The organism is Nocardioides faecalis, assembly GCF_018388425.1.
Taxonomy (GTDB): Bacteria; Actinomycetota; Actinomycetes; order Propionibacteriales; family Nocardioidaceae; genus Nocardioides; species Nocardioides faecalis.
In genome coordinates, this window is the sequence record NZ_CP074406.1 from 3264271 (window position 1) to 3289565 (window position 25295).

The following is a 25295-nucleotide window of genomic DNA, read 5'->3' on the forward strand; positions in this document are numbered from 1 at the left end:
CGCGGTGGTTCCACTGAGGTGGAAGCCCGCCGGGCCGGCGCCGACGCCGCACCTACGCTCCCCCCACACCCCGTTCCACGAGCACCACCGGAGGCCGGCACGATGTCCGTTCAGACGATCTCCCAGGCCGAGATGAGGAGCGCGCTGGGCCGGTTCGCCAGCGGCGTCACCGTCATCACCGGCACCGACGACGACGGTCCCGTGGGTTTTGCCTGCCAGTCCTTCGCCTCCGTGTCACTGGACCCGCCACTGGTGCTCTTCTGCGCCGACCACGGCGGACGGTCCTGGCCGCGCATCCGGCGCAGCGGCCGGTTCACCGTCAACGTCCTCGCCGAGGACCAGGACGACCTGTGCCACCGCTTCGGCCGTCGCGGCGGCCTGAAGTTCGACGGCCTCGACTACTCGATGTCGCGCTGGGGCACGCCGTCGCTGGACGACGTGCTGGTGCGGGTGCACGCCGAGGTCGAGACCGTGCACGTCGCCGGCGACCACGACGTCGTCATCGGTCGCGTCGTGGAGCTCGAGCAGCTCCGCGACACCAGGCCGATGGTGTTCTTCAGCGGCCGGTTCGGCATCGACCTGCCGGTGCCCGTCCCCTAGCGCGCGGCCGTCCCCGACGCCCCTCCCCCGCCACCGCTTCCCCCCGTTCGCCAGACTCCACCGGAGTCCACCAGAGGAGTTCTTTTGCCGACCGCTCTGCCCGCAGGCCTCGACCCCGTCGACGCCCTGCTCGCGCTCGAGGAGATCAAGCGCGTCTTCGCCGCCCGGTTGCGGGTGATGGACACCAAGCAGTGGCACCTGTACGCCGGGCTGCACACCGCCGACGTGGTCAGCGAGACGTGGGGCGGGCTGCCCCTCGACAAGCAGCCCCGCACGGACGCGGAGTCGAACCGCGTGGTGGGCAACGAGGCTCTGGCCGAGACCATCCGCCGGTTCCTCGACGGACCGATCCCGGTGACGTCGGTCCACCACGGGCACACCCCGGAGATCGAGCTCACCTCCGCCACCACCGCGCGCGGTGTGTGGGCGATGGAGGACCACCTGTGGTGGTCGGATGAGGACGGCGAGTACCACCTGCACGGCTACGGGCACTACCACGAGGAGTACCGCCGCGAGGACGGCCGCTGGCTGATCAGCTACCGCTCCTTGACCCGGCTGCGCGTGGACGCCCCGGCCGACTTCTTCCGCTTCTCCGAGGTCCTGTGAGCACCGCGCCCCCGGCCGACCGGGTGATCGACTCCCTGTTCCGCCCGCTGCAGGTCCGCTCCCTGAGCCTGGCCAACCGGCTGGTGATGTCGCCGATGACGCGCTCGGCCTCGCCCGGTGGCGTGCCCGGCGAGGACGTCGCGGCCTACTACGCCCGCCGCGCCGCGGGCGGCACCGGCCTGGTGGTCACCGAGGGCGTCGCGATCGAGCACCCCACCGCCGTCGACGAGCCCCGCGTCCCCCACATGTACGGCGCGCAGGCGCTCGCCGGCTGGCGTGCGGTGGTCGACGCCGTGCACGCCGCGGGCGGGCGGATCGTGCCCCAGCTGTGGCACGTCGGCCCGCTGTGGGGCGCCATGTGTGAGGTGGACCCCGCCCTGGTGCCGATGCGGCCCTCGGGCCGCTGGGGCACGCCGGGTGTCACGTCGTACCCGGCCGCCTACGTCGAGCGCTCGGCGGCACCGACGCGGGCGATGACGGAGGCCGACCTGGACGAGGTGCGTACGGCGTACGTGCGCGCCGCCCGCAACGCCGCCGACGCCGGCTTCGACGGCATCGCGCTGCACGGCGGGCACGGCTACCTGCTGGACGCCTTCCTGTGGGCCGACACCAACACCCGCACCGACCGCTGGGGCGGCGACCTTCGGGCCCGCACCCGGTTCCCGGCCGAGGTGGTCGCGGCGATCCGCGCGGAGGTCGGGCCGGACCTGCCGATCTTCTTCCGGTTCTCCCAGCACAAGCAGCAGGACTACACCGCACGGATCGCGCAGACCCCCGACGAGCTGGAGGTCGTGCTCGGCGCCCTGGCCGAGGCCGGCGTCGACATCTTCGACGCCAGCGCCCGGCGCTTCGACGAGCCGGCGTTCCCCGGCAGCGACCTGTCGCTGGCGGGCTGGGCCAAGAAGGTCACCGGCAAGATGTCCTCGGCGGTGGGCAGCGTCGGTCTCGGCGCGCCGATGCGGGAGAGCCGTGCCGCCGGCGCCGCGGCCGCGCACGACAACCTCGGCGAGGTCGAGCGGCGGCTGGCGGCCGGTGAGTTCGACCTGGTCTCCGTCGGCCGGCTGCACCTGGCCGACCCCACGCTGGCCCACACGCTGCGCACCGGCGGCCCGCTGCCCGAGTTCGACCGCTCGGTGCACGAGGCGACGCTGACCTGAGCACCGCCTCCCAAGCGAATTCGTCCAGATCCTTTGAGATCTCGACGAATTCTCTTGGGAGACGGAGGTCAGCTGCGGACCCGGCCCAGCAGCTCGCGCGCGGACGCACGGCCGTCGAGCACCCGGGCGGTACGACGACGGATCAGCCAGCCGCCCTCGGAGCGGACGAGCTCGAACCGGTTCGCGCTGACCCGCCACACCCAGAACGAGTCCTCGTCGCTGCTGCGCCGCAGCAGCATGGAGTGGCACGTGGCGACGGCCTCGTCGCCGTCGACGCGCACGTGCACCGGGTCCAGCAGGTGCCCGCAGCCTTCGGCCAGGTAGTCCTGGTGCGGCGCCGTACGCACCATCTCGACGATCTCCTCGCGCCCGGTGAACACCTTCAGGTCCAGGTCGTAGACGGCGTCGTCCGTCCAGAGCCGGCCCACGGCCTCGGCGTCGCCCGCGTCCACCGCCGGGCCGTAGGCGGTGACCACCTCGCGGACCGCCTCCACGTCCTCCAGCGCGCGCACCCGCTGGGTCAGCGCGGCGAGCTGGGCGGTGACGGTCGCCGCCGCGTCGTGGTTCGTCCGGTCGGCCATCGTGTCCTCCTCCTGCGCGCCCCGGCCGGGCGCGATCGGGTCGTTCCTACCCCCGCCGGCAACCGAGCGGAAGCGGTTCTTCCGTTCAACGGGAACGGGCTCGGAAGTGGCCCACGCCACTGCGAACGTATGGCCACCTCGCCCGTTCGCAACCTCTGCGCACAGAGCCCGAGGCGGTCATCTCGGACACCGCCCGCTCCCGACGCAGACCGCACTTCGTAGGAAGGTCACCTCAGTGGGCCACGTTCTGGACAGCATCATGGAGCACGCGGAGGAGATCCGCGCCGCCGCCGCCGAAGGCGAGGCGCTGATGCGCCTGCCCGACACCACCGCCAAGACCCTGCGCGACTCCGGCATCGTGCGGATGTTCCAGCCCAAGGAGTACGGCGGCCTGGAGGCCCACCCGCGCGAGGCCGCGGAGACCACGATGGAGCTGGCCAAGCTGGACGGCGCCGCGGGCTGGGTGGCCGGCATCGTCGGCGTCCACCCCTGGGAGCTGGCGTTCTTCGACCGCAAGGCCCAGGACGAGATCTGGGGCGAGGACCCCGACATGTGGATGGCCTCGCCGTACGCCCCGATGGGCGTCGCGGTGCCCGTCGACGGCGGCTACCTCCTCAACGGCCGCTGGTCGTTCTCCTCCGGCACCGACCACTGCGGCTGGGTGATGATCGGCGCCGCCGTCGGTGACAAGGACGGCAACCGCACCAACGAGGTGCTCCACGTCGTGCTGCCCCGCTCCGACTACGAGATCGACGCCGACTCCTGGGACATGCTCGGCCTGCGCGGCACCGGCTCGAAGGACCTCATCGTCAAGGACGCCTTCGTGCCCACGCACCGCACCCTCTCCGCAGACCTCGTCCTCGGCGGCGACGCCTGGCGCCAGGCCGGGCGCGACGAGACGCTCTACCGCTTCCCGTTCTCCTGCCTGTTCCCGCTGGGCATCACCTCCGCGATCATCGGCATGACCGAGGGCCTGCTCGCCTGCTACGTCGCCGCGCAGAAGGAGCGGGTGCAGGTCACCGGCGTGCCGATCAAGGAGGACCCCTACGTCCTGTTCGCGATCAGCGACGCCGCCGCCGAGATCGCGGCCTCGCGCGCCGCGCTGCTGGAGACCGTGGACCGGTTCTGGGACAAGACCGAGCGCCGCGTCGAGGTCACCTTCGAGGAGCGCGCCGCAGGCCGTCGTACGCAGATCGCGGCGGGGTGGCGCGCGGTGCGTGCCATGGACGAGGTCTTCACCCGTTCCGGTGGTGCGGCGATGAAGGCCGACGGCGTCATCGGCCGGTTCTGGCGCGACGCGCACGTGGGCCTGACGCACGCGATCCAGGTCCCCGGCATCACCTACCACTCGGCCGCCCTGGCCCAGCTCGGCGGGGAGCCCGAGGGCATCTACCGCTCGATGATCTGAGAGAAACACCGAGAGAGGGACGAACCAACATGACCGAACTGCGTAGCCTCGGCTACCTGCGGGTCCAGTCGCAGGACGTGGCCCGCTGGCGCGAGCTGCTGATCGACGGCCTGGGCATGGCCGTCGGCTCCGGGCCGAACCCCGAGGCCCTCTACGCCCGGGTCGACGAGCGCCGCTCGCGGATCCAGGTGCTGCCCGGTGACTGCGACAAGGCGCTGGCCGTGGGCTGGGAGGTGCGCGACGAGTTCGCGCTGGCCCGCGTCCGCGAGGCGGTGGAGAAGTCCGGCCGCGAGGTCGAGGTGCTCAGCCGCGCCGAGGCGAACGCGCTGGACGCCGAGGCCGTCATCGCCTTCAACGACCCCGCCGGCACCCGGCTCGAGGTCTTCTTCGGCCCCGTCCTGGACCACAGCCCGGTCGTGACGCCGTACGGCGGGCGCTGGGTCACCGGCCCGCACGGGCTCGGCCACGTGGTGCTCCCCACCCACGTGTTCGAGGAGTCCTACGACTTCTACACCCAGGTGCTGGGCTTCCTGCCGCGCGGCTCGATCCGCCTGGACGCCGACGGGCTGGCCCGGGTGCGGTTCCTGGGCATCAACCAGCGCCACCACAGCCTCGCGCTGTGCCCGGCGCCGCCGAACACCGAGCCGGGCATGGTCCACCTGATGACGGAGGTCGACACCCTCGACGCCGTCGGCCAGGCCCTGGACCGGGTCAACAAGCAGGCGTTCTCGATCTCCTCGACGCTGGGCCGGCACACGAACGACAAGATGATCTCGTTCTACGTGCGCGCCCCCGGCGGCTGGGACCTCGAGTTCGGCACGGAGGGGATGCTCGTCGACGAGCGGTACTACACCGCCGAGGAGATCACCGCCGACGCCTACTGGGGGCACGACCAGACCGGCTCGGAGCCGCTGAAGGCGTTCATCCCCGCCGAGGGCTGAGTCCCGCACCTCCGGCTCGCCCCACCTGCTCCCGGGACCGTCGCAAACCCCACATGCGGCGGTCCCGGGTCTCATTTAGGCTCACTCATTGATTGTTCGATCAATCAGTACCTCTCGGGAGATCTCATGACCGTCACCGACGACAACCGTCCGCAGTCCGTCATGGGTCGCGCCCTGCTCCTGATGGAGCCCTTCCGTGAGGCCGACGGCCTCACCCTCACCGACCTGGCCCGCGCCGCCGGGCTGCCCCGCTCCTCGACCCACCGGATGCTGCTGCAGCTGGTCGAGGTCGGCTGGCTGCACCGCCGCGGCACGACGTACCACCTCGGCCACAAGCTCATGGAGCTCGGCTCGCTGGCCCAGCGCCACGACCGCATCCACCGCGCCTGCATCGGCGCCGTGCACCAGCTGCACCGCCACACCGGCGCCGCCGTCCACCTCACCGTCCTCGTCGAGGACGAGCTGCTGTGCCTGGAGAAGGTCGGCGGCCGCTGGGCCGAGTCGCTCGGCACCTACGTCGGCCAGCGCCTGCCCGCCGGCGAGGGCCCCTGGGGCGCGGCCCTGCTCGCCCACCGCGCCGGGACGACGTACGCCGTCCACGAGCACGACCTGAACGACCCGGCAGGCCGGCCCTTCCGCCATCTCTCGCTGGCCTTCGACGCCGGCCAGGGCGAGCGGGCCGCCCTGTCCCTGACGCACCCGGGCGAGCAGATGCCCGCCGGTTCCACCGCCGCCCTCACGCACGCCGCCCAGGGCGCCGCGGAGCTCCTGCGCACCTCCTGACGGCCCGCTTCGCCGTACGCCGCCTGACGCCTCTGCGTCGTGCGGCGCGTTCGTGCGCACGCATGTTGCACACACGTTTCGACCCCGATTGATGCGCACCACACGGAGTGATACCTTCATCACACGCTGATTGATCGCTCGATCAATCCGAGATCGGAGGTGCCTCGTGAGGAACGGCGACGACTTCTCCCCCGCGGTCATCAACCGCCTGGCCGGACTGCTGGACCAGTTCTGCGAGGGGCGCGAGCTGACGCTCTCCCAGCTCGCCGACGGCGCCGACCTGCCCCGCTCCTCGGTGCACCGGCTCCTCTCCCAGCTCGTCGCCTCCGGCTGGGTCACCCGCAACGGACGCACCTACGCCCTGAGCCGGACGATGGTCGAGTGGGGCAGTCGCGCCCAGCAGCACGACCCGCTCTACCGCGCCGCTCACCCGATCCTGCAGGAGCTGCACGCGAGCACCGGCCTGGTGGCCCACCTGGCGGTGCTCGACGGCACCGACGTGCGCTACCTCGACAAGGTGGGGCGCAGCACCGTCGCCCTGCCGTCCCGGATCGGCGGCAGCCAGCCCGCCCTGCGCACCGCGCTCGGCAAGGCGATCATCGCCCACTCCGGCGCGACCCAGCGCGGCGTCGGCGGCACCCTCGAGACCCTGGTCCCCGGCGGCCCCTCCCCCGCGCTGCGGCGTGAGATCGCCCAGATCCGGCAGCGCCACGTCGCCCACGAGCGGAACCAGTCCGTCCCCGGCATCGCCTGCCTGGCGGCCCCCATCGGCGACGAGCAGCTCTGCGTCGGCGCGCTGTCGCTGTCGGGTCCCACCGAGCTGCTCGACGAGGTCGCCCTGGCCATGCCGGTGCGCCGTGCCGCGCAGCAGGCGTGGCGGGCGCTGAGCGAGGACCGGTCCGCCGTGGCGCGGCTGGTGCACGCCGGCTGACCCAGGCCCAACAGCCCCGGCTCGGCGTACCCCGGTTCAGCGCACGAGGGCCTGGCCGCCGTCGACGGCCAGGGTGTGCCCGGTGATGTAGCGCGCGGCGTCGCTGCACAGGAACACCACGGCCGGCCCGATGTCGGTCTCCGGGTCGCCGAGGCGCCGCATCGGGACGGTGCTCAGGTAGGCCTGCGCACCGTCGGGGTCGAAGCGTGCCCAGTCCTGCATGGTCGCCGAGTCGGCCAGCGGCAGGACCGCGTTGACCCGGATGCCGTCACCGGCCCACTCGCACGCCGCCGTACGGGTGAGCACCCGCACGGCCTCCTTGGCGGCCGCATACGCGCCCGTCCCCGAGGGGTTCCAGGTGATGCCCGCGGCCGAGCCGAGATTGACCACCGTGCCGCCGTCGCGCAGGTGCGGGTGCGCGGCGCGCATGAGCCGCCAGGTCGCGGTCGGCCCGGAGGCCATCGCCGCGTGGTAGGCCTCGTCGCTCACCTCCAGGAGCGCTCCGGGCGCGGGGGTCTGGGCGTTGTTGACCAGGACGTCGAGGCCACCGAAGCGCTCGACGACGCCGGCCACGACCTCGCTCACCGCACCCGGGTCGCTCACGTCGGCGACCAGCACGGTCGCCTCCCCGCCGCGCTCGGTGATCTCGGCCGCGACCGCGGCGAGGGTCTCGGCGGTCCGTCCCACCAGCGCCACCCGGGCGCCCGCGGCAGCCAGGGCGAGGGCGATGCCGCGGCCGATACCCTGGCCGGCGCCGGTGACGAGCGCGCGGCGCTCGGCGAGCGGGAAGCCGGGCGCGTACGGCGCACGGGCGTGATCAGTGGACATGAGGATCTCCTGACAGGTCGATCGGATTCATTGACCAAGCGATCAATGGGTGTGGGAGGATGAGGTCATGGACCCGAACGAGCGGCGGCGGCTGATCCTCGACCGGTCGGCGGAGATCTTCGCTCGCAAGGGCGTCTCGGCGACCACCATCCGGGAGATCGGCCAGGCGGTCGGGGTGCACTCCGGTGCGCTCTACCACTACTTCCCGTCGAAGGAGGCGATCGTCACCGAGCTCGTCCGCGAGTACGTCACCGACCTCGCCGGACGGTGCCGCGCAGTGGTGGCGAAGCAGCTGCCGCCGCTGGAGCGGATGCGTGCCTTCACCGAGATCGTGCTGGCCACCAACGTCGACTACCCGGGCGCCACGGCGGTCTGGCGACGCGAGGGCGACTACATGCGCGAGCGCGTGGTCGAGGCCGACCTCACCGAGCTCGCGGACACGATGACGCACGCCTGGCAGGAGGCGATCCGCGACGGGGTGGCCTCCGGCGAGCTGCGCGCCGACATCGACCCGCGGATCTTCCACGAGCTCATCTACGACGCGCTGTGGCACACCGAGCGCTGGTTCACCCCCGGCGAGCAGCACACGGTGCGCGAGCTGGCCGCGATCGTGACGTCGGTCTTCGTCGACGGCATGCGCGCCCGCGACTGAGCAGGACACAAGACACCGGACGCGGGGCACAGGACGCGGGGCACAGGACACGGGGCCCGAGACGAGGAACCCGCCCCACCGTCGTGTCCCGGTGACGGTGGGGCGGGCGGGTCTCACGAGGAGCTCGAGAGGTTCTCCTCGACCTCCTTGTGCCAGTTCTCCAGCGCGCGCTCGGTGTCCACCTCGAACTCGAACCGCGCGGTCATGTCCTCGGTGACGTCCTCGAGGTCGACGTAGAACTGCGAGTACCAGCGGCGCAGCTGGTAGATCGGGCCGTCCTCCTCGGTGAGCAGGGGGTTCTCGATGCGCGACTTGTGCTTCCAGATCTCGATGTCCTGCTGGAACTGCTCCTCGAGGCCGTCGGTGAACAGGGTCGCCATCTCGGCGGCCTGCTCGTCGCTCATGCCCTCGATCTTCTTCACGATCGTGCCGAACTGGAGCACGAAGGAGTTGTTGGTGACCGGGTAGTGGCAGTTGATCAGCTTCGACTCGACCGTGGTGCCGTCGGCGACGGTCCAGATCGTGTCGAGCATGAAGGACGGGCCGTAGTAGTAGGCGTCCGAGATCGTCTGGGCCTCGGGCAGGTCCATCTGCACGCCGGTCTTGATGTCGTCGCGACCGTAGGAGCGCATGTGCTGGCCGGCCATGTGGCCGTCGAAGACGTTCTTGAAGTACTCGGGCATCTGGTAGTGCACGTAGAAGAAGTGCGCCATGTCCACGACGTTGTCGACGATCTCGCGGCAGTGCGAGCCCTCGACCAGGATCGACGTCCAGGTCCACTCGCTCCACTCGCCGTCCTCGTAGCCCTCGATCTCGGGGATCGCGAGCTCCGGCGGCGGCTGGGAGCCCTGGGGGCAGTGCCAGAGCATGAGCATCCCGTTGCGGACCATCGTGGTCCAGGTGCGGGTGCGCGCGAGCTTCGGCGTACGACGCGCGTAGGGCACGGCCTCGCAGCGTCCCTGGCCGTTCCAGCGCCAGTCGTGGAACGGGCAGGCGATGGTGTCGCCCTTGATCTCGCCGCGGGCGAGGTTGCCGCCCATGTGCCGGCAGAACGCGTCCAGGACGTGCAGCTCGCCCTTGGAGTCGGCGAACACCACGAGCTGGGTGCCGAAGGCCTTGACCTGGTGGGGCTTGCCGTCGCGGAAGTCGGCCGCGCGGCCGATGCAGTGCCAGCCGCGGGCGAAACGGGTCGGGTTGTCCCCGGCCTCGATGTCGCGGATCTCGATCCGCTCCTGCTCGATAGTCATTCGTTCTCCAAGTGGGTGTGGGTGGGGCGGCCGGCCGACGTACCGGCTCGGCAAAGGGGGCTGGGCGAGGTGCTCGGCGCGGGGCTCAGCGGGACGGGGCGGGATCGCCGGGCAGCCGGATGACCGACGGGTCGCTGCGCAGGCTCATCTCGATGTCGCCCCGGGCGACGGCCTCGTCGATCGAGGCGTCCAGTGCGGTGCACCGCAGCAGGTAGCCACCGCCGGCGCGGGCGAGCTCCGCCTTCTCCCGGCAGGTGCGGGCGGCCTCCGCCGTCCACTGCACGGAGGTGTGCGCCGGGCTGTACTTCGCGACGTCCACGCGGGTCTCGCAGGTCTGACAGGCGAGCGAGTGCAAGATCTCTGTTCCCTTCCTCGGAATGGCCCGAGGGTAGGAAAATGATGTGGCCCATCCCACACCGTTTCAGCCCAGCGGAACACGGTGCCGCCGACCCGAAGCACCGTGGCGCCGAGGGCCCGGGCGCTCAAGGCTGAGACGGTCGACCACGAGGGGCGACTCGAGCGACCACAGTGGGTGATTCGACCGACCACGGTGGGTGATTCGACCCGGTGGGGGACTCGGCGAGGAGGCGACAGGTTTGGGGATCGGTGGTTCACTGACCCCCGGGGTGAACGCGTGTTCACCCCCCTCCCGAGCCGACAGCTCACCCGACCCGAAAGGCATGACCCGGTGGCCGCCCGCACCCCGACGCTTCCCACGACCGACCCGCGCCCCAGCGAACCCGCGGCGCCGCGCATCAGCCCGGCGGTCGTGGTCACCACGTTGTCGCTGTGCGGCATCGTGGTCTCGCTGCAGCAGACCCTGCTGCTGCCGCTGCTGCCGAAGCTGCCGGACTACCTGGACACCACCGCGGACAGCGCCTCCTGGCTGGTCACCGCGACCCTGCTCAGCGGCGCGGTCGCCACCCCGACGGTCTCCCGGCTGGCCGACATGTACGGCAAGCGCCGGATGATGGCGATCACCCTGGCGATCACCGTCATCGGCTCGCTGCTCGGCGCGCTCAGCACGGCACTGCCGCTGCTGATCGCGGCCCGGGCGCTGCAAGGCGTGGGCATGGCGGTGGTGCCGGTCGGCATCGCGATGATGCGCGACGAGCTGCCGCGCGAGCGGGTCCCGCTCGGCGTGGCCCTGATGAGCGCGACCCTGGCGATCGGCGCCGGCGCCGGGCTGCCGCTGTCCGGGCTGATCGCCGAGCACCTCGACTGGCACGCGATCTTCTGGGTGACCGGATCCGTGGGCAGCGCGCTGCTGGTGGCGGCGATGGTGCTGCTGCCGGAGTCCCCGGTACGCACCCGCGGCACCTTCGACCTGCGCGGCGCGCTCCTGCTCACGGCCGCCCTCACCGCGATCCTGCTGGCACTGTCCAAGGGCGCGCAGTGGGGGTGGAGCTCGCCGATCACCCTCGGGCTGGCCGTCGGTGGCATCGCCGTGCTCGCGGTCTGGATCCCGCTCGAGCTGCGCACCCCGAGCCCGCTGGTCGACGTACGGGTCGCCGCACGGCCGGCAGTGCTCATCGTCAACGTCGGCTCGGTGCTCGCCGGGTTCGCGATGTTCACCAACATGCTGGTCACCACGCAGTTCCTGCAGGTGCCGAAGGCCAGCGGCTACGGCCTGGGCCTGGACGTCCTGCACACCGGGCTGTGGATGGTGCCCAACGCCGCGGCGTTCGGCCTGATGGCGCCGGTCTCGGCGTGGCTGACCCGTCGCGCCGGACCGCAGGTCACCCTGATCACCGGCGCGGGCATCATGGCGGCCGCCTACGCCGGCCGGGTGTTCTTCAGCGCCGACCTCGCCCAGGTGGTCATCGGCTCGGTCATCGTCGGCATCGGCACCGCGCTGGTCTACGGCGCGATGCCCACCCTGCTCATGCGCGCCGTACCGGTCACCGAGACCGCCTCGGCCAACGGCCTCAACGTGCTGCTGCGCTCCCTGGGCACCTCGACCTCCAGCGCGGCCGCCGCCGCGATCACCGCCGCCTCGGTCATCACCGTGGCCGGGCAGACCTACCCCAGCCCGAGCGGGTTGCAGGTGATCCTCTGGCTGGCCTGCGCGGCCGCGCTCGGTACGACGCTGCTCGGCGTGCCGATGCTGCGGATGCGGGACTACGCCGTCGAGGGCGACCACACCCGCACCACCGGCGCCGGCCGCGCCGTGCTCGTGGTGCGCGGGCAGGTGCTCGACGCCGAGGCGCAGCCGATCCGCAGCGCCGTGGTCACCGTGCTGACCACCGACGGCGCGCCCGTGGACTGGGGCCAGGCCGACTCCGACGGCTGGTTCAACGCCGCCATCCCCGAGCCCGGCGACTACCTGGTGGTCACCACCGCGGACCGCTGGCAGCCGCGCTCGCGGGTGGTGCGCCTCGACAAGGGCCCGCTGCCACCGCTGGTGCTGCGCGAGCGACGCCGGCTGAGCGGCACCATCACCGACGGCGAGGACCGACCGGTGCCCGACGCGCTGGTGGTGCTGACCCGCCACTCCGGGGAGGCCGTGGGCAGCGTCCGCACCGACCACGAGGGACGCTACGAGATCTTCCGCCCGGCCAACGGCCGCTACGTGCTGACCGTGCTCTCCCCCGACGGTGCCACCGGGGCGCGACCGGTGAGCGTGCTGGAGGCCGCCTTCGACGTGAACCTCGCCCTCGGCACCCCGCTGAACGTGTCCCCGCCGCCCGCCACCCGCCCCCGGTCCGAGCCGACGCCCGGGCCGGGCGCCGCGCCGGCGTCCGAGCCGGCGTCGGAGCCGGCGTCCGAGCCCGGGGCGGAGGTCCGCTCCGAACCCGAGCCGGGCACCCGCCAGCGCACACCGCAGCCGTGAACACCTCGGGCGACTCCCGGGCCGCGATCGACGAGGCGGCGCGTGCGCTGTTCGCCGTCCGCGGGTTCGACCAGGTCACCATCCGGGACATCGCCGCGGCCGCCGGGGTCTCCCCCGCGCTGGTGATGAAGCTGTGCGGCACCAAGCGCGAGCTGTTCCTGGCCACCGCCACCGTCACCGCACCTCCGCTGCCGCAGGTGCCCCGCGACCGGCTCGGTGCCGCGCTCGTGGACCAGCTGGTCGAGCGCCTCGAGCGCGAGGTGCCCGACCACCTGGCCCGCGCGGTGATGCTGCAGCTGACCGGACCGGAGCCCGACGAGGTCCGCACCCGCTTCCTCGCCGAGTACGTCGACCCGCTGGCCGCCGTGCTGGACGGGCCCCGGGCGCGGCTGCGCGCCGAGCTCGTGGTGGCCGCGCTCTCCGGGCTGGCCACCACGCTGCGGCTGTTCACCGCGCCGGAGGCGACCGGTGCGCTCGCGGAGGTGCGGGCCTCCTACGGCCGCGCGGTGCAGGTGCTCCTCGACGGCGACTGACCGGCACGGGCCCGGCGCGGGCCGATGCGGTCCGGCGCGGGCCGATGCGGTCCGGCGCGGGCCCCGGTCACCGGTCGCGGACCTGCCTAGGCTGCACCCATGACCCGCACCCAGCCCGCCGGCAGCGCCGCCGCCGCCCTCTCCGACAACCCGGCCGGCAGCCTCTCCGACAGCACCGCGCAGACCGTGGCCACGGCCCGCCAGCACGCGCTCGGCGACCTGCCGCGTCGTACCGCCCAGCGCGTCGGCGACAAGCTCGCGATCCGCGACGGCGACGTCACGCTGACCTTCGCCGAGCTCGAGGCGCACGTCGAGCGCACCGCCTCCGCGCTGGTGGCCGCCGGGTTCGTCAAGGGCGGCCGGCTGGCGCTGCTGAGCCACAACTGCTGGCAGTTCGCGGTGCTCAGCTTCGCCGCGGCCCGCGCCGGGCTGGTGCTGGTGCCGATCAACTTCATGCTGGGCGCCGACGAGATCGCGTTCATCCTCGACCACTCCGGCGCGAGCGGACTGGTCGCCGAGGACACGCTGGTGGCCGTCGCCGACGCCGCGATCGCCGCGGCGGCGAACCCGCAGGTGCGCACCAAGCAGGTCATCGATCTGGCCGGCACCGGTGGGACGCCGTCCGGCTGGGAGGACCTGAGTGGCTGGCTGCAGCACGAGGGCGCGCCCGTGGACGTGGCGGTCGGCGACGACGACCCGGTGCGGATGATGTTCACCTCCGGCACCGAGTCGCGGCCGAAGGGCGCGCTGCTGAGCAGCCGGGCGCTGATGTGGCAGTACGTCTCGTGCGTCATCGACGGGTCGATGAGCGCCGACGACGTCGAGCTGCACACGCTGCCGCTGTACCACTGCGCGCAGCTGGACTGCTTCCTCGGCGTCGACGTCTACCTCGGCGCGAGCAGCATCATCCTGCCCGGTCCCGACCCGGCGACGGTGCTGCGCACCATCGCCGAGCACCAGGTCACCAAGTTCTTCGCCCCGCCCACGGTGTGGATCTCCCTGCTGCGTCACCCCGACTTCGACACCACCGACCTGTCCAGCCTGCGCAAGGGGTACTACGGCGCCTCGGCGATGCCGGTCGAGGTGCTGCGCGAGCTCGCCGAGCGGCTGCCCGACGTAGCGCTCTGGAACTTCTACGGCCAGACCGAGATGTCGCCGGTCGCCACGATCCTGGGCCCCGAGGAGCAGCTGCCCTTCGCCGGCTCCGCGGGCCGGCCGGTGCTCAACGTGGAGACCCGCGTGGTCGACGACACCGACCAGCCGGTGCCCGCCGGCGTGGTCGGGGAGATCGTGCACCGCAGCCCGCACGCCACGCTCGGCTACTACCGCGACGAGGCCAAGACCGCCGAGGCGTTCCGGGGCGGCTGGTTCCACTCCGGCGACCTGGGCTACCTGGACGAGACCGGTCACCTGTTCGTGGTGGACCGCAAGAAGGACATGATCAAGACCGGCGGGGAGAACGTCGCCAGCCGCGAGGTCGAGGAGGCGCTCTACACCCACCCCGACGTCGCCGAGGTCGCCGTGTTCGGCGTCAGCCACCCGCGCTGGGTGGAGGCGGTCGCCGCGGTCGTGGTGCCCCGCGTCGGGGCCATGCTGACCGCCGAGGACCTGATCGCGCACGCCCGCACCGTGCTGGCCGGCTACAAGGCGCCCAAGTACGTCGTCCTGGCCGAGGAGCTGCCGAAGAACCCCAGCGGCAAGATCCTCAAGCGTGAGCTGCGCGCCGCGCACGCCGACCTCGCGGCGGGTGAGGCGTGATGGGTGTCCTCGAGGTGACCCGCTCCGGCGGTGTCCTGCTGCTGAGGTTGAACCGGCCGGCGCAGCGCAACGCGCTGGACCGGGCGCTGACCGACGCGCTGTCCGCGGCGTTCGATGAGCTCGACGACGACCCGAGCCTGCACGTCGGCATCCTGGCCGCCAACGGCCCGGTCTTCTGCGCCGGCACCGACCTGCACGAGCCCGCCTCGCCGGCCACGGACCGCGGTGGGGAGTACGGCCTGGTCCGCCGGCGTCGTACGACGCCCCTGATCGCCGCGGTCGAGGGCGCCGCGCTGGGCGGTGGGCTGGAGGTGGTGCTGTCGTGCGACCTGGTGGTCGCCGGCGCCGAGGCCCGGTTCGGGCTGCCCGAGGTGGCGCGCGGCCTGGTCGCCACCTGCGGCGGCCTCTTCCGCACCCCCGACCGGGTGCCGCCGGTGATCGCCGCCGAGCTGGTGCTCACCGGCGACCCGATCGCCGCGCACCGCGCCTACGAGGTCGGCATGATCAACCGGCTGGTGCCGGCCGGGCAGGCGTTGGACGCGGCCCGGGGGCTGGCGGAGCGGATCACCCGCAACTCCCCCGACGCGGTCTCCGCCTCCCTCGGCGCACTGGCCGATGCCCGCGGCCCGGCCGAGGCGGTCGGTTGGACCGCGACCGACAAGGCGATCGCGACCGTCGTACGCTCCCCCGACCCGCTCGAGGGGGTCGCGGCGTTCTTCGAGAAGCGCCCGCCCCGCTGGGCCCGCTGACGCTCCGCTTCCCAAGAGAATTTGTCGCGATTCCTGGAATTCTCGACAAATCCGCTTGGGAAGCGGTGCGTCTCAGGCGCCGAGCCGCAGCCCGGACTCGCCGTCGAAGACGTGCACCCGCTCGGGGGCCACGCGCAGCCGGACCTGCTCCCCGGCGCGCAGGCCCGACCGCTCCTCCAGCCGTACGACGACCTGCGGGACGAGATCGCCCGCGGGCCGTTCGCGCAGGGTGATGCCGGGCGGGGTGGCGTAGAGGTAGGAGTCGGCGCCGAGCTCCTCGATCACCTGCACGGTGACCGGGAAGCCGTCCTCACCGGCGCCGGCGATGCGCCACGCCTCGGGCCGCACGCCGAGCGTGACCGCTCCGGAGGCGGCCGCTGCGGCGGCGCGCGGGATGGGGAAGTCGACGCCGTCGACGACCGCGACGCCGTCCCCGGCGGTCTTGCCGGCGAGCAGGTTCATGGCGGGTGAGCCGATGAACCCGGCGACGAAGGCGTTGGCCGGGCGGTCGAAGAGCCCGAGCGGGGTGTCGACCTGCTGCAGCACGCCGTCCTTGAGCACCGCGACCCGGTCGCCCATGGTCATCGCCTCGACCTGGTCGTGGGTGACGTAGACGGTGGTGACGCCGAGGCGGCGCTGCAGCGCGGCGATCTGGGTGCGGGTGGAGACGCGAAGCTTGGCGTCGAGGTTCGACAGCGGCTCGTCCATGCAGAACACCTGCGGCTGGCGCACGATGGCACGGCCCATCGCGACGCGCTGGCGCTGGCCGCCGGAGAGCTCGCGGGGCTTGCGGTCGAGCACGGCCTCGAGGTCGAGGAGCTTGGCGGCCTCGGCGACCCGGGCCCGGCGCTCGGCCCGGGGCACCCGGGCGATCTTGAGCGCGAACGCCATGTTGTCGGCCACCGACAGGTGCGGATAGAGCGCGTAGGTCTGGAAGACCATCGCGATGTCGCGGTCCTTGGGGGCGACGTCGGTGACGTCGATGCCGCCGATGCTGATCGTCCCGGAGGTGACCGGCTCGAGCCCGGCGAGCATCCGCAGCGAGGTGGACTTGCCACACCCGGACGGGCCGACGAGCACCATGAACTCGCCGTCGGTGACGGTGAGGTCGAGCGCGTCGACGGCCGGGGTCTCCGCGCCGGGATAGGCGAACGTCGCCTGGTCGAACCGGACCTCGGCCATGACTGCTCCTTCTCGCCCCGACCTCGACGTCGCGCTCGACGTCGCGGCTCACAAGCGGTGATCGCTGTCACAGTAGGTCACGTTTTCCACGCCGTCCAGTGGAAGCGCTCCCACCTGTCTCCCACGGCAGATCCGCCCGCCGTCGAGTCAACCCTTGACGCACGATGTGACGCATGTCATGGTGACGAGGCCGCACGCCATGGAAGCGCTCTCACACCTCCAGGGCACACACCGAGCGGCAGGTCCGCCTCATCCGCGCAGCCAGGAGTGTCATCGTGAGCAACATCCACCCCCGATCGCGAGCGCGATCCGCCACCGCCGGCGCGAGCCGTGCCCGCCGCCGGTTCCGCACCGTGTTCGCCGGCACCGCCGTCGCCGCCCTCGTCCTCACCACCGCCGCGTGCGGTTCCGACGACGACCCCACCAAGTCCGCCGATCAGCAGAAGCTCGGCAAGGGCGAGACGCTGACCATCACCACCTTCGGCGAGTTCGGGTACGACGCGCTGATCGAGGAGTGGAACGCCGCGAACCCCGACAAGCAGGTCAAGCAGACCAAGGTCTCGCTGTGGGACGACTGGAAGAACGAGCTCAACACCAACCTGCAGGCCAACAGCGGCCTGCCGGACGTCGTGGCGATCGAGGGTGACTTCATCCCCGCGCTCGTCGCCGCCCCCGAGCGCTGGGTCGACCTGTCCTCGGAGGAGGTGAAGGGCCGCTGGCTCGACTTCAAGGAGAAGGCCGCGACCACCCCCGACGGCGCCCTGGTCGGCTACGCCACCGACGCCGGCCCGGAGGCGATCTGCTACCGCGCCGACCTGTTCGAGAAGGCCGGGCTGCCCACCGACCGCGAGGAGGTGGCCGCGCTGATGGGCACCTGGGACGACTACTTCGCCCTCGGCGAGAAGTTCGTCGCGAAGGTCCCCGGCAGCGCCTGGTACGACGCCTCGGGCTCCATCGCCCAGGCCATGCTGAACCAGGTCGAGTTCCCGTTCGAGAAGGCCGACAACACCGTCGACGTCGACAACCCCGAGCTCAAGGCCGTCTACGAGACCGTCGCGGGCCACACCGAGAAGCTCTCCACCAAGGCCGCGCAGTGGAGCGACGACTGGAGCGCGGGGTTCAAGAAGGACGGCTTCGCCACCATCCCGTGCCCGGGCTGGATGCGCAGCAACATCCGCGACAACACCGGCGACCCCGCGCCCAAGGGCGTGAAGTGGGACATCGCCGACGTGTTCCCGGGCGGCGGCGGCAACTGGGGCGGCTCCTACCTCGCGGTGCCGAAGACCTCCAAGCACCAGGAGGAGGCCAAGGAGTTCGCCGCCTGGATCACCGCACCCGAGCAGCAGCTGAAGATCTTCTCCCTGACCGGCAACTTCCCCTCGCAGACCGAGGCGCTGGAGGACCCGGAGCTGCTCAAGGCCACGGACAAGTACTTCAACGGCGCACCGGCCGGTGAGATCTTCTCCAACCGTGCCGCGGCGATCGAGGTGCAGCCGTACCACGGCCCGCTGTACTCCGACATCCTCAGCAAGTTCCAGGACGCCATCAACCGCGTCGACCAGGGCACCGACCCCGACGCCTCCTGGAAGAAGTTCACCGACGAGGTGGCGGCACTGCAGTGAGCACCCCGCCGTTCGCCTCCGCCGGGGACGCCGCCGCCACCGCGGCGTCCTCGGCGGGGCAGGACCACCCGGCCGGGCCCGGAGACCCCGGGCCCGGCCGGGCCGGCGGCTCCCCCACGGGCGGGCCGGACGGTCCGGACGGTCCGGGCGGTCCGGGTGGGCCGGCGGACGGGCGGGGCGTCGTCCGCGCCTCGGGCCGGCTGCTGCGTCGCCAGCGCCGCTCACGCTGGGACGTCAAGCTCAGCCCGTACCTCTACATCTCGCCGTTCTTCATCCTCTTCGCGCTCGTCGGGCTCTACCCGCTGCTCTACACCGGCTACCTCTCGCTGTTCGACTGGAACCGGGCGTACTACGTGCGCGGCGACTTCGTCGGCCTGGAGAACTACCGCTTCGTGCTCAACGACCCGGTCTTCCTCAAGGCCCTGGTCAACACGTTCTCGATCTTCTTGATGTCCTCGGTGCCGCAGGTGATCGTCGCGGTCACCATCGCCGCGCTGCTCGACACCCGGCTGCGCGGGCGCACCTTCTGGCGGATGAGCGTGCTGCTGCCGTTCGTGGTCGCGCCGACGGCCGCCGTACTGATCTTCGGCAGCCTCTTCGCCGACCGCTACGGCCTGATCAACCAGTTCCTGGAGTACATCGGCCTGGAGCCGATCCGCTGGCACGTCGAGCGGTGGTGGAGCCACCTCGCGATCGCCAGCATGGTGAACTGGCGCTGGACCGGCTACAACGCGTTGATCTTCCTGGCCGCGATGCAGGCCGTGCCGCGCGACCTCTACGAGGCCGCCGCGCTCGACGGCGCCGGCCGCGTGCGGCAGTTCTTCTCGGTCACCTTGCCGATGATCCGCCCGACGATGATCTTCGTGATCATCACCAGCACCATCGGCGGGCTGCAGATCTTCACCGAGCCGCGACTCTTCGACGACACCCCGAACCGCGAGGGCGGCCCGGACCACCAGTACATGACCTCGACGCTCTACATCTACGTCAAGGGCATCGAGGACCAGTTCTACGGACGCGCCTCGGCCGCGGCCTGGCTGCTGTTCCTGGTCATCGTCACCATCGCGCTGCTCAACTTCGCGATCACCCGGTTCCTGACCCGCAGGAGTGCGGCATGAGTACGACGACCCGCACCGGGCGCACCGGCACCAACCCCGGCTTCCTCGTCTACGGCCTGCTGGTCGCGTTCGTGCTCGGCTCGGCGCTGCCGCTGTACTGGTCGTTCGTGATCGGCTCGCACACCAAGGGCGAGGCCAACAACTTCCCGCCGCCGCTGCTGCCGGGCGGGCACTTCCTGGCCAACGCCCGCCGGGTGCTGGACACCGTGGAGTTCTGGTCCGCGATGCTCAACAGCGTCCTGGTCTCCGCGGCCTGCGCGGCCAGCGTGGTGTTCTTCTCCACCCTGGCCGGCTACGCCTTCGCCAAGCTGAAGTTCCGCGGCTCCAACGCGCTGATGGGCTTCGTGGTGATGACGATGGCGGTGCCCACCCAGCTGGCGATCGTGCCGCTGTTCATCCTGATGCGCGACTACGGCCTGCTCGACACGCTGCTCGCGGTCGCGCTGCCCACGCTGGTCACCGCGTTCGGGGTGTTCTTCATGCGCCAGTACCTCGTCGACGCCGTACCCACCGAGCTCATCGAGGCCGCCCGGATGGACGGCTGCACGATGCTGCGCACGTTCTGGACGGTCGCGATCCCCGCGGCGCGTCCGGCGATGGCGATCCTGTTCCTGTTCACCTTCATGCAGGTGTGGACCGACTACATGTGGCCGCTGGTCGCGCTGCAGCAGACCGAGACGCTGCAGATCGCCCTCGACCGGCTCGCGCTGACCGGGCAGGGACAGACCACCGACTACGCCCTCGTCCTCGCCGGAGCCGGGATGTCGACCATCCCGCTGCTCCTGCTCTTCGTCCTCGCCGGGCGGCACCTCGTCGCCGGCATCATGCAAGGAGCCGTCAAGGGATGAACCCGCTCTCGGATGACACCCGCCCCGCCGAGTTCCCGCCCGGCTTCCTGTGGGGCGCGGCCACCGCGTCGTACCAGGTCGAGGGGGCCGCGTTCGAGGACGGCCGGACCGCCTCGATCTGGGACACGTTCTCCCGCCTGCCCGGCGCGGTGCGCAACGGCGACACCGGCGACGTGGCCTGCGACCACTACCACCGGATGCCGGCCGACGTGGCGCTGCTGGGCGAGCTCGGCTTCGCCAGCTACCGGTTCTCCATCGCCTGGCCGCGGGTGCGCCCCGACGGCGGCGCCCCCAACCCGGCGGGCCTCGCCTTCTACGACCGGCTGGTCGACGAGCTGCTGGCCCACGACGTGCTGCCGTGGGTCACGCTCTACCACTGGGACCTGCCGCAGACCCTCGAGGACGCCGGCGGCTGGCTGAACCGCGACACCGTGGAGCGCTACGCCGACTACGCGCTGACCGTGCACGACGCGCTCGGGGACCGGGTGCGGCACTGGACGACGTTCAACGAGCCGTGGTGCAGCGCCTTCCTCGGCTACACCGGCGGCCAGCACGCCCCGGGCCGCACCGAGGGCGTGGCCGGCGTGGTCGCCGCCCACCACCTGCTGCTCGCGCACGGCCGGGCGGTGACCGAGATCCGCTCCCGCGCCCCCGAGCACCAGCTGGGCATCACGCTCAACCTCACCGTCGCCGAGCCGTACGACGCCGCCGACCCCGGCGACGTCGCCGCCGCCACCCGGGTGGACCAGCTGTGGAACCGGGTGTTCCTCGACCCGCTGCTGCGCGGCAAGTACGACGACGGGCTGGCCGCGCACACCGAGGGGATGACGTGGCGCGGGCGCACCTGGCAGGAGTTCGTGGTCGACGGCGACCTGGAGCTGATCGGTGCGCCGCTGGACTTCCTCGGCGTGAACTACTACCACGGCGACGCGCCCTCGACCCGGGCCGCGAGCACCGGGCGCGACCTGCTCGGCTCGCGGGTGGCGCACCCGGAGCGACCCACCCGCAGCCCGTTCCCGGGCGGGGACGACCTGGTGTTCCCGCGCCGCGGGTTGCCGGTGACCGGGCTGGACTGGGAGGTGCAGCCCGAGGGCCTGCACCGGCTGCTGGTCGAGCTGGACCGCGACTACGACCTGCCGCCGGTCTACGTCACCGAGAACGGCGCGGCCTACGACGACGTGCTCGGGGTCGACGAGACCGGTGCCGCGTGCGTGGACGACGCCGAGCGGGTGGCGTTCTTCGACGCCCACCTGCGGGCGGTGCGCGCCGCGCTCGCCGACGGGGTGGACGTGCGCGGCTACTTCGCGTGGTCGCTGATCGACAACTTCGAGTGGGCCTACGGCTACGAGCAGCGCTTCGGCATCGTCTACTGCGACTTCGCCACGCAGCGGCGCATCCCGAAGGCCAGCGCCCGCTACCTCGCCCGCGCAGCGGCCGCGAACCGGCTGCCGGACGTGGGCTAGCGTGCCCCGCGTGAGCCGCCCCCCGAACGCCGCCGACGGCCAGGTGCCGCGGGCGAGCAACGGGACCGCGCCGACCCTCGATGAGGTGGCGCGGCTGGCCGGGGTGTCCCGGGCGACCGCCTCGCGGGCGATCAACGGCGGCAACCGGGTCTCCGCCGACGCCCTCGCCGCGGTGCAGGCGGCCGTCTCGACGCTGGGGTACACGCCCAACCCCGCGGCCCGGAGCCTGGTCACGCGTCGTACCGGCTCGGTGGCGCTGGTGGTGCCCGAGCCCGACGAGCGGGTGTTCTCCGACCCCTTCTTCGTGCACACCCTGCGCGGGGTGAACCGGGTGCTGGTCGCCCGCGACCTGCAGCTGGTGCTGCTGATCGCCCGGCCCGGGGAGGAGGAGCGGCGGATGCTGCGCTACCTGTCCGGGCGCCACGTGGACGGCGCCATCGTCGTGTCCCACCACCGCAACGACCGGCTGGTCGAACAGCTGGCGGACCTGTCCCTGCCGAGCGTGTTCGTGGGCCGGCCGCTGACGAGCGCGGACAAGGTGGCCTATGTCGACACCGACAACGTCGCCGGCGGCCGGGCGGCGACCGAGCTGCTCGTGGAGCGCGGCTGCACCCGGATCGCCAACCTCGCCGGGCCCAGCGACATGGCCGCCGGCCACGACCGGCTGGCCGGCTGGCGGGGCGCGCTGCGCGCCGCGGGCCTGCCCGACGACCTGGTCGAGCACGGCGACTTCACCGAGGCCGGCGGGGAGGACGCCGCGCGCCGGCTGCTGGCGCGCGACGCCGGCTTCGACGGCCTGGTGGTCGCCTCCGACCTGATGGCCGCCGGTGCGCTGCGGGTGCTGGCCGACGCCGGGCGGCGGGTGCCCGAGGACGTCGCCGTGGTCGGGTACGACGACCTCGGCATCCCCGAGCGGACCACCCCCGCGCTGACCACCGTGCGCAACCCGATCGCCGAGATGGCCGAGCACGCCGCCCGCCTCCTCCTCGAGCAGGTCGACGGCCAACGTGCCGGCTCCGCGATCCGGGTCATCTTCCCTCCCTCACTCATCCGCCGCGCCAGCGCCTGAGCCTCCCTTCCTGCCCGCACCGCTTCCCAAGAGAATTTGTCGAGATTTCGCCGTTTCTCGACGAATTCGCTTGGGGCGCGGAGCTTCGGAAGCCTTCACGACGCCCGGAACCCCAGCCAGCGCTGCCGTTCCTCCTCCCCCAGCGCCCGGCGTGCCGCGACGGTCGAGGTGTCGACCCAGCCGTCGGGGCGCTCGAGCGTCCACGCCCGCTCACGACCCGGGTACGACGCCTGCGCGGCCGCCGCCCGTTCGTACGCCGCGTCGAGGCGCCGCTCGAAGCCGCGGGTGTCGCGCAGGTCGGTGGAGATCATGGAGACCAGCTGCAGGCCGACCTCGCGGCAGATCTCCTCGCGGGCGAGGTCGCGGCGCCGCACCGCGCGCTGCTCGTGCACCGCGCCGTCGTACTCCCCGACGACGCCGGCGACGGGGTCCAGCAGGTCCGGGGTAAGCAGGTGGCGGCCGCGGTGGTCGAAGATCGGGGCGTTGCACAAGGGCCGGACCCGGCGGCGCTGCACCCACCGCAGCCGCAAGGTGACCTCCATCGGCGACCAGGCATTCTCCTCGGCGAGCTCGAGGGCGTGCCGGAGCCGTCGGGTGTGCGGGCGCCCGGCGATCCGCGCCAGGTACGCCAGCACCTCGGCCACCGAGACCAGGTCGTCGGCGGCGGCCATGTCGATCACCTGCACCGCCGCCTCGAGCGAACGGCAGCGGCGCACCAGGAACGTCACGCTCCGCGCCGCCCGGGTCACCGGCAGCCCGGCGACGTCGACCACGTCGCCGGACAGCAGCCAGTCCCAGCACAGCCGCACGCCGGGCCGGGCGGTGATCGCGGCCCGGTCACCGAGCGAGATCTCCACCGGCAGCGGCACCCCGCCGGTGCTGCGACCGGGGAACCAGCGCGCACCCATCCAGTACAGCGCCGCCCACCCGGTGACCGCGGAGCCCTCGGGCGCCCCGGCCGCCGCCTCGACGATGCGCTGCAGCGTGTCCTCCGCGGACACCCCTGCCGGGACGAACCGGCCGGGCGAGGTGGTGCGCCACCTGCGCCCCCGCGCCTGCCCGGGCGTGGGTCCGGTGAGGCCGCGCGGGTCCGCGCGACACGGTACGACGATCCCGGGGCGGCTGATCTGCAGGTCCATCACCCCAGCATCGGCACATCGGGCCGGGCGCGTGCTGCTCCTCCACAGGGGTTGCCGCGCCCCAAGCGGTTTTGTCGGTTTTCGGGCGGATCTCGACGAATTCGCTTGGGAAGCGGAGACAAAGCGGAGACGAAGCGGAACCGAAGCAGAGCCGGGCGAAGACAACATGGGGGCGACGTGGACCCGTCGACGCGCTTTGATGGGAGGCATGCTCCTCGACCTGCAGCTGACCGGCCGTCCCGACGAGGCGCTGGCGAGCGCCCGCGAGCTGACGGAGGCCGGCGCCGCGGGCCTGTTCACGTTCGAGGGGCCGCACGACGTGTTCCTGCCGCTGGCCGCGGTCGCGGGCCGCGTGGACACCGACCTGATGACGAACGTGGCGATCGCGATGCCGCGCTCCCCCGTGCACCTGGCGCACGCCGCCTGGGACCTGCAGCTGATGTCGCACGGGCGGTTCCGGCTCGGGCTGGGCTCGCAGATCAAGCCGCACATCGAGAAGCGGTACGGCGCCACCTGGTCCCCACCGGCGGCCCGGATGCGGGAGATCGTGGGTGCGGTCAAGGCGATCCTCACCGCCTGGCAGGAGGGCACGCCGCTGGAGTTCCGCGGCGAGCACACCACGCACACGCTGATGCCGCCGACGTTCGTGCCCGGCCCGAACCCGTACGGCGTCCCGCCGGTCCTCCTCGGCGCGCTCGGCCCGCTGATGACCCGCACCGCCGCGGAGGTGGCCGACGGGCTGCTGGTGATGCCGTTCCACAGCCACCGGCACATCCAGGAGCGCACGATGCCGGCGGTCGCCGAGGGCCTGGCGCTGGCCGGACGCAGTGCCGAGGACTTCGCGGTGCTGCCGCAGGCGATCCTGGCGATGGGGCGTGCGGAGGAGGAGATCCTCACCGCCCGCGCCGCGGTCCGCGGGCTGCTGGCGTTCTACGGCTCCACGCCCGCCTACCGCTCCGTGCTGGACATCGAGGGCTGGGGCGAGCTGCAGCCGCAGCTCAACGCGCTGTCCAAGCTCGGCGACGTGGCGGCGATGATGGCGCTGGTCACCGACGACATGGTGGACACCCTCGCCGTCGTCGGCACCCCGGAGGAGTGCGCGGCTGAGCTGCTGCGTCGCTTCGGCGCCTTCGCGGACCGGGTGTGCTGCTACTTCCCCGGCTACCACGCGCCGCCGGATCAGGTGGCCGCGCTGGCCGTGGCGCTGGCGAACGGGGCCGGCTGAGCGTCGTGCTGCCGGCTCGGGC

At 72.4% G+C, this 25295-nt stretch carries 24 protein-coding genes; 18 read left to right on the plus strand and 6 right to left on the minus strand.

From position 1 onward, the window contains the following. Positions 1-102 precede the first annotated feature (102 nt). From KG111_RS15365 to KG111_RS15375, 3 genes are all read left to right on the plus strand, one after another. Positions 103-600 (plus strand): flavin reductase family protein, encoded by a 498-nt coding sequence (locus KG111_RS15365; RefSeq protein ID WP_205289653.1) that lies wholly within the window; start codon positions 103-105, stop codon positions 598-600. 84 nt (positions 601-684) lie between these two features. Then, positions 685-1206 (plus strand): nuclear transport factor 2 family protein, encoded by a 522-nt coding sequence (locus KG111_RS15370; protein ID WP_205289654.1) that lies wholly within the window; start codon positions 685-687, stop codon positions 1204-1206. Beyond that, the gene (locus tag KG111_RS15375; protein ID WP_205289655.1) at positions 1203-2363 is read left to right on the plus strand and encodes an oxidoreductase; all 1161 of its coding nucleotides are present in this window, start codon (positions 1203-1205) and stop codon (positions 2361-2363) included. The genes KG111_RS15370 and KG111_RS15375 overlap by 4 nt, the downstream gene beginning before the upstream one ends. Before the next feature lie 68 nt (positions 2364-2431). Here KG111_RS15375 and KG111_RS15380 read toward each other — a convergent pair whose 3' ends face one another. Next, positions 2432-2944, minus strand: coding sequence for a nuclear transport factor 2 family protein (locus tag KG111_RS15380; protein WP_205289656.1), 513 nt, complete (start codon positions 2942-2944; stop codon positions 2432-2434). A 235-nt stretch (positions 2945-3179) separates the two neighbouring features. On the opposite strand from KG111_RS15380, the gene KG111_RS15385 reads away from it, so the two are divergent. The 4 genes from KG111_RS15385 to KG111_RS15400 all read left to right on the plus strand — a co-directional run bounded on the left by KG111_RS15385 (position 3180) and on the right by KG111_RS15400 (position 7007). After that, positions 3180-4352 (plus strand): acyl-CoA dehydrogenase family protein, encoded by a 1173-nt coding sequence (locus KG111_RS15385; RefSeq protein ID WP_213450001.1) that lies wholly within the window; start codon positions 3180-3182, stop codon positions 4350-4352. A 29-nt stretch (positions 4353-4381) separates the two neighbouring features. Next, a complete protein-coding gene (bphC, locus tag KG111_RS15390) occupies positions 4382-5293 on the plus strand; it encodes a biphenyl-2,3-diol 1,2-dioxygenase (RefSeq protein WP_205289657.1) in 912 nt (303 codons plus the stop codon). Between the two features lie 126 nt (positions 5294-5419). Further along, the gene (locus tag KG111_RS15395) at positions 5420-6076 is read left to right on the plus strand and encodes an IclR family transcriptional regulator (RefSeq protein ID WP_205289658.1); all 657 of its coding nucleotides are present in this window, start codon (positions 5420-5422) and stop codon (positions 6074-6076) included. 166 nt (positions 6077-6242) lie between these two features. After that, positions 6243-7007, plus strand: a complete 765-nt coding sequence (locus tag KG111_RS15400) for an IclR family transcriptional regulator (RefSeq protein ID WP_205289659.1) — start codon at positions 6243-6245, stop codon at positions 7005-7007. Between the two features lie 36 nt (positions 7008-7043). Here KG111_RS15400 and KG111_RS15405 read toward each other — a convergent pair whose 3' ends face one another. Next, the gene (locus KG111_RS15405; protein WP_205289660.1) at positions 7044-7835 is read right to left on the minus strand and encodes an SDR family NAD(P)-dependent oxidoreductase; all 792 of its coding nucleotides are present in this window, start codon (positions 7833-7835) and stop codon (positions 7044-7046) included. Between the two features lie 67 nt (positions 7836-7902). On the opposite strand from KG111_RS15405, the gene KG111_RS15410 reads away from it, so the two are divergent. Next, complete coding sequence (locus tag KG111_RS15410) at positions 7903-8487, plus strand: TetR/AcrR family transcriptional regulator (protein WP_205289661.1); 585 nt, start codon at positions 7903-7905, stop codon at positions 8485-8487. 113 nt (positions 8488-8600) lie between these two features. Here KG111_RS15410 and KG111_RS15415 read toward each other — a convergent pair whose 3' ends face one another. Both KG111_RS15415 and KG111_RS15420 read right to left on the minus strand, forming a co-directional pair. Further along, positions 8601-9734: a 3-ketosteroid-9-alpha-monooxygenase, oxygenase component gene (locus KG111_RS15415; RefSeq protein WP_205289662.1), complete on the minus strand. Its 1134-nt coding sequence runs from the start codon at positions 9732-9734 to the stop codon at positions 8601-8603. An 85-nt stretch (positions 9735-9819) separates the two neighbouring features. Continuing rightward, on the minus strand, positions 9820-10053 hold the full coding sequence (locus KG111_RS15420; protein WP_205289663.1) for a hypothetical protein: 234 nt from the start codon (positions 10051-10053) through the stop codon (positions 9820-9822). A 369-nt stretch (positions 10054-10422) separates the two neighbouring features. Here KG111_RS15420 and KG111_RS15425 point away from each other — a divergent pair, with 369 nt between their 5' ends. From KG111_RS15425 to KG111_RS15440, 4 genes are all read left to right on the plus strand, one after another. Next, on the plus strand, positions 10423-12567 hold the full coding sequence (locus tag KG111_RS15425) for an MFS transporter (protein WP_205289664.1): 2145 nt from the start codon (positions 10423-10425) through the stop codon (positions 12565-12567). Continuing rightward, complete coding sequence (locus KG111_RS15430) at positions 12564-13100, plus strand: TetR/AcrR family transcriptional regulator (protein WP_205289665.1); 537 nt, start codon at positions 12564-12566, stop codon at positions 13098-13100. Before KG111_RS15425 ends, KG111_RS15430 begins: the two co-directional genes overlap by 4 nt. Positions 13101-13199: 99 nt before the next feature. Continuing rightward, entirely contained in the window at positions 13200-14858 is a 1659-nt protein-coding gene (locus KG111_RS15435; protein ID WP_205289666.1) for a fatty acyl-CoA synthetase, read from the plus strand. Further along, entirely contained in the window at positions 14858-15607 is a 750-nt protein-coding gene (locus tag KG111_RS15440; RefSeq protein WP_205289667.1) for an enoyl-CoA hydratase-related protein, read from the plus strand. The genes KG111_RS15435 and KG111_RS15440 overlap by 1 nt, the downstream gene beginning before the upstream one ends. A 72-nt stretch (positions 15608-15679) precedes the next feature. Here the strand turns inward: KG111_RS15440 and KG111_RS15445 are convergent, their stop codons facing one another. Then, positions 15680-16789, minus strand: a complete 1110-nt coding sequence (locus KG111_RS15445) for an ABC transporter ATP-binding protein (RefSeq protein ID WP_205289668.1) — start codon at positions 16787-16789, stop codon at positions 15680-15682. A 275-nt stretch (positions 16790-17064) separates the two neighbouring features. Here KG111_RS15445 and KG111_RS15450 point away from each other — a divergent pair, with 275 nt between their 5' ends. From KG111_RS15450 to KG111_RS15470, 5 genes are read left to right on the plus strand one after another with little or no spacing between them, the layout of a single operon-like run. Then, the gene (locus KG111_RS15450) at positions 17065-18411 is read left to right on the plus strand and encodes an ABC transporter substrate-binding protein (RefSeq protein WP_249666163.1); all 1347 of its coding nucleotides are present in this window, start codon (positions 17065-17067) and stop codon (positions 18409-18411) included. Beyond that, positions 18408-19529: a carbohydrate ABC transporter permease gene (locus KG111_RS15455; protein WP_249666164.1), complete on the plus strand. Its 1122-nt coding sequence runs from the start codon at positions 18408-18410 to the stop codon at positions 19527-19529. The genes KG111_RS15450 and KG111_RS15455 overlap by 4 nt, the downstream gene beginning before the upstream one ends. Further along, positions 19526-20377, plus strand: coding sequence for a carbohydrate ABC transporter permease (locus KG111_RS15460; RefSeq protein ID WP_205289669.1), 852 nt, complete (start codon positions 19526-19528; stop codon positions 20375-20377). Before KG111_RS15455 ends, KG111_RS15460 begins: the two co-directional genes overlap by 4 nt. Continuing rightward, positions 20374-21840 (plus strand): GH1 family beta-glucosidase, encoded by a 1467-nt coding sequence (locus KG111_RS15465; protein ID WP_205289670.1) that lies wholly within the window; start codon positions 20374-20376, stop codon positions 21838-21840. Before KG111_RS15460 ends, KG111_RS15465 begins: the two co-directional genes overlap by 4 nt. Before the next feature lie 10 nt (positions 21841-21850). Then, on the plus strand, positions 21851-22909 hold the full coding sequence (locus tag KG111_RS15470) for a LacI family DNA-binding transcriptional regulator (protein WP_249666165.1): 1059 nt from the start codon (positions 21851-21853) through the stop codon (positions 22907-22909). A gap of 95 nt (positions 22910-23004) precedes the next feature. Here KG111_RS15470 and KG111_RS15475 read toward each other — a convergent pair whose 3' ends face one another. After that, positions 23005-24048 carry a hypothetical protein gene (locus KG111_RS15475; RefSeq protein WP_205289671.1) on the minus strand — a complete coding sequence of 348 codons (1044 nt, stop codon included), beginning with the start codon at positions 24046-24048 and terminating at the stop codon, positions 23005-23007. Positions 24049-24256: 208 nt separating this feature from the next. Between KG111_RS15475 and KG111_RS15480 the strand changes: the two genes are divergently transcribed. Beyond that, positions 24257-25273, plus strand: a complete 1017-nt coding sequence (locus KG111_RS15480; RefSeq protein ID WP_205289672.1) for a TIGR03617 family F420-dependent LLM class oxidoreductase — start codon at positions 24257-24259, stop codon at positions 25271-25273. The last annotated feature ends 22 nt before the right edge of the window (positions 25274-25295 follow it).

What these genes read in the sequence shown, in the direction of transcription:
- KG111_RS15365 (WP_205289653.1), top strand. Translation starts at nt 103, where the DNA reads ATGTCCGTTCAGACGATCTCCCAGGCCGAGATGAGGAGCGCGCTGGGC.
- KG111_RS15380 (WP_205289656.1), bottom strand. Translation starts at nt 2,944, where the DNA reads ATGGCCGACCGGACGAACCACGACGCGGCGGCGACCGTCACCGCCCAG.
- bphC (WP_205289657.1), top strand. Translation starts at nt 4,382, where the DNA reads ATGACCGAACTGCGTAGCCTCGGCTACCTGCGGGTCCAGTCGCAGGAC.
- KG111_RS15395 (WP_205289658.1), top strand. Translation starts at nt 5,420, where the DNA reads ATGACCGTCACCGACGACAACCGTCCGCAGTCCGTCATGGGTCGCGCC.
- KG111_RS15405 (WP_205289660.1), bottom strand. Translation starts at nt 7,835, where the DNA reads ATGTCCACTGATCACGCCCGTGCGCCGTACGCGCCCGGCTTCCCGCTC.
- KG111_RS15410 (WP_205289661.1), top strand. Translation starts at nt 7,903, where the DNA reads ATGGACCCGAACGAGCGGCGGCGGCTGATCCTCGACCGGTCGGCGGAG.
- KG111_RS15415 (WP_205289662.1), bottom strand. Translation starts at nt 9,734, where the DNA reads ATGACTATCGAGCAGGAGCGGATCGAGATCCGCGACATCGAGGCCGGG.
- KG111_RS15435 (WP_205289666.1), top strand. Translation starts at nt 13,200, where the DNA reads ATGACCCGCACCCAGCCCGCCGGCAGCGCCGCCGCCGCCCTCTCCGAC.
- KG111_RS15440 (WP_205289667.1), top strand. Translation starts at nt 14,858, where the DNA reads ATGGGTGTCCTCGAGGTGACCCGCTCCGGCGGTGTCCTGCTGCTGAGG.
- KG111_RS15445 (WP_205289668.1), bottom strand. Translation starts at nt 16,789, where the DNA reads ATGGCCGAGGTCCGGTTCGACCAGGCGACGTTCGCCTATCCCGGCGCG.
- KG111_RS15460 (WP_205289669.1), top strand. Translation starts at nt 19,526, where the DNA reads ATGAGTACGACGACCCGCACCGGGCGCACCGGCACCAACCCCGGCTTC.
- KG111_RS15465 (WP_205289670.1), top strand. Translation starts at nt 20,374, where the DNA reads ATGAACCCGCTCTCGGATGACACCCGCCCCGCCGAGTTCCCGCCCGGC.
- KG111_RS15475 (WP_205289671.1), bottom strand. Translation starts at nt 24,048, where the DNA reads ATGGACCTGCAGATCAGCCGCCCCGGGATCGTCGTACCGTGTCGCGCG.
- KG111_RS15480 (WP_205289672.1), top strand. Translation starts at nt 24,257, where the DNA reads ATGCTCCTCGACCTGCAGCTGACCGGCCGTCCCGACGAGGCGCTGGCG.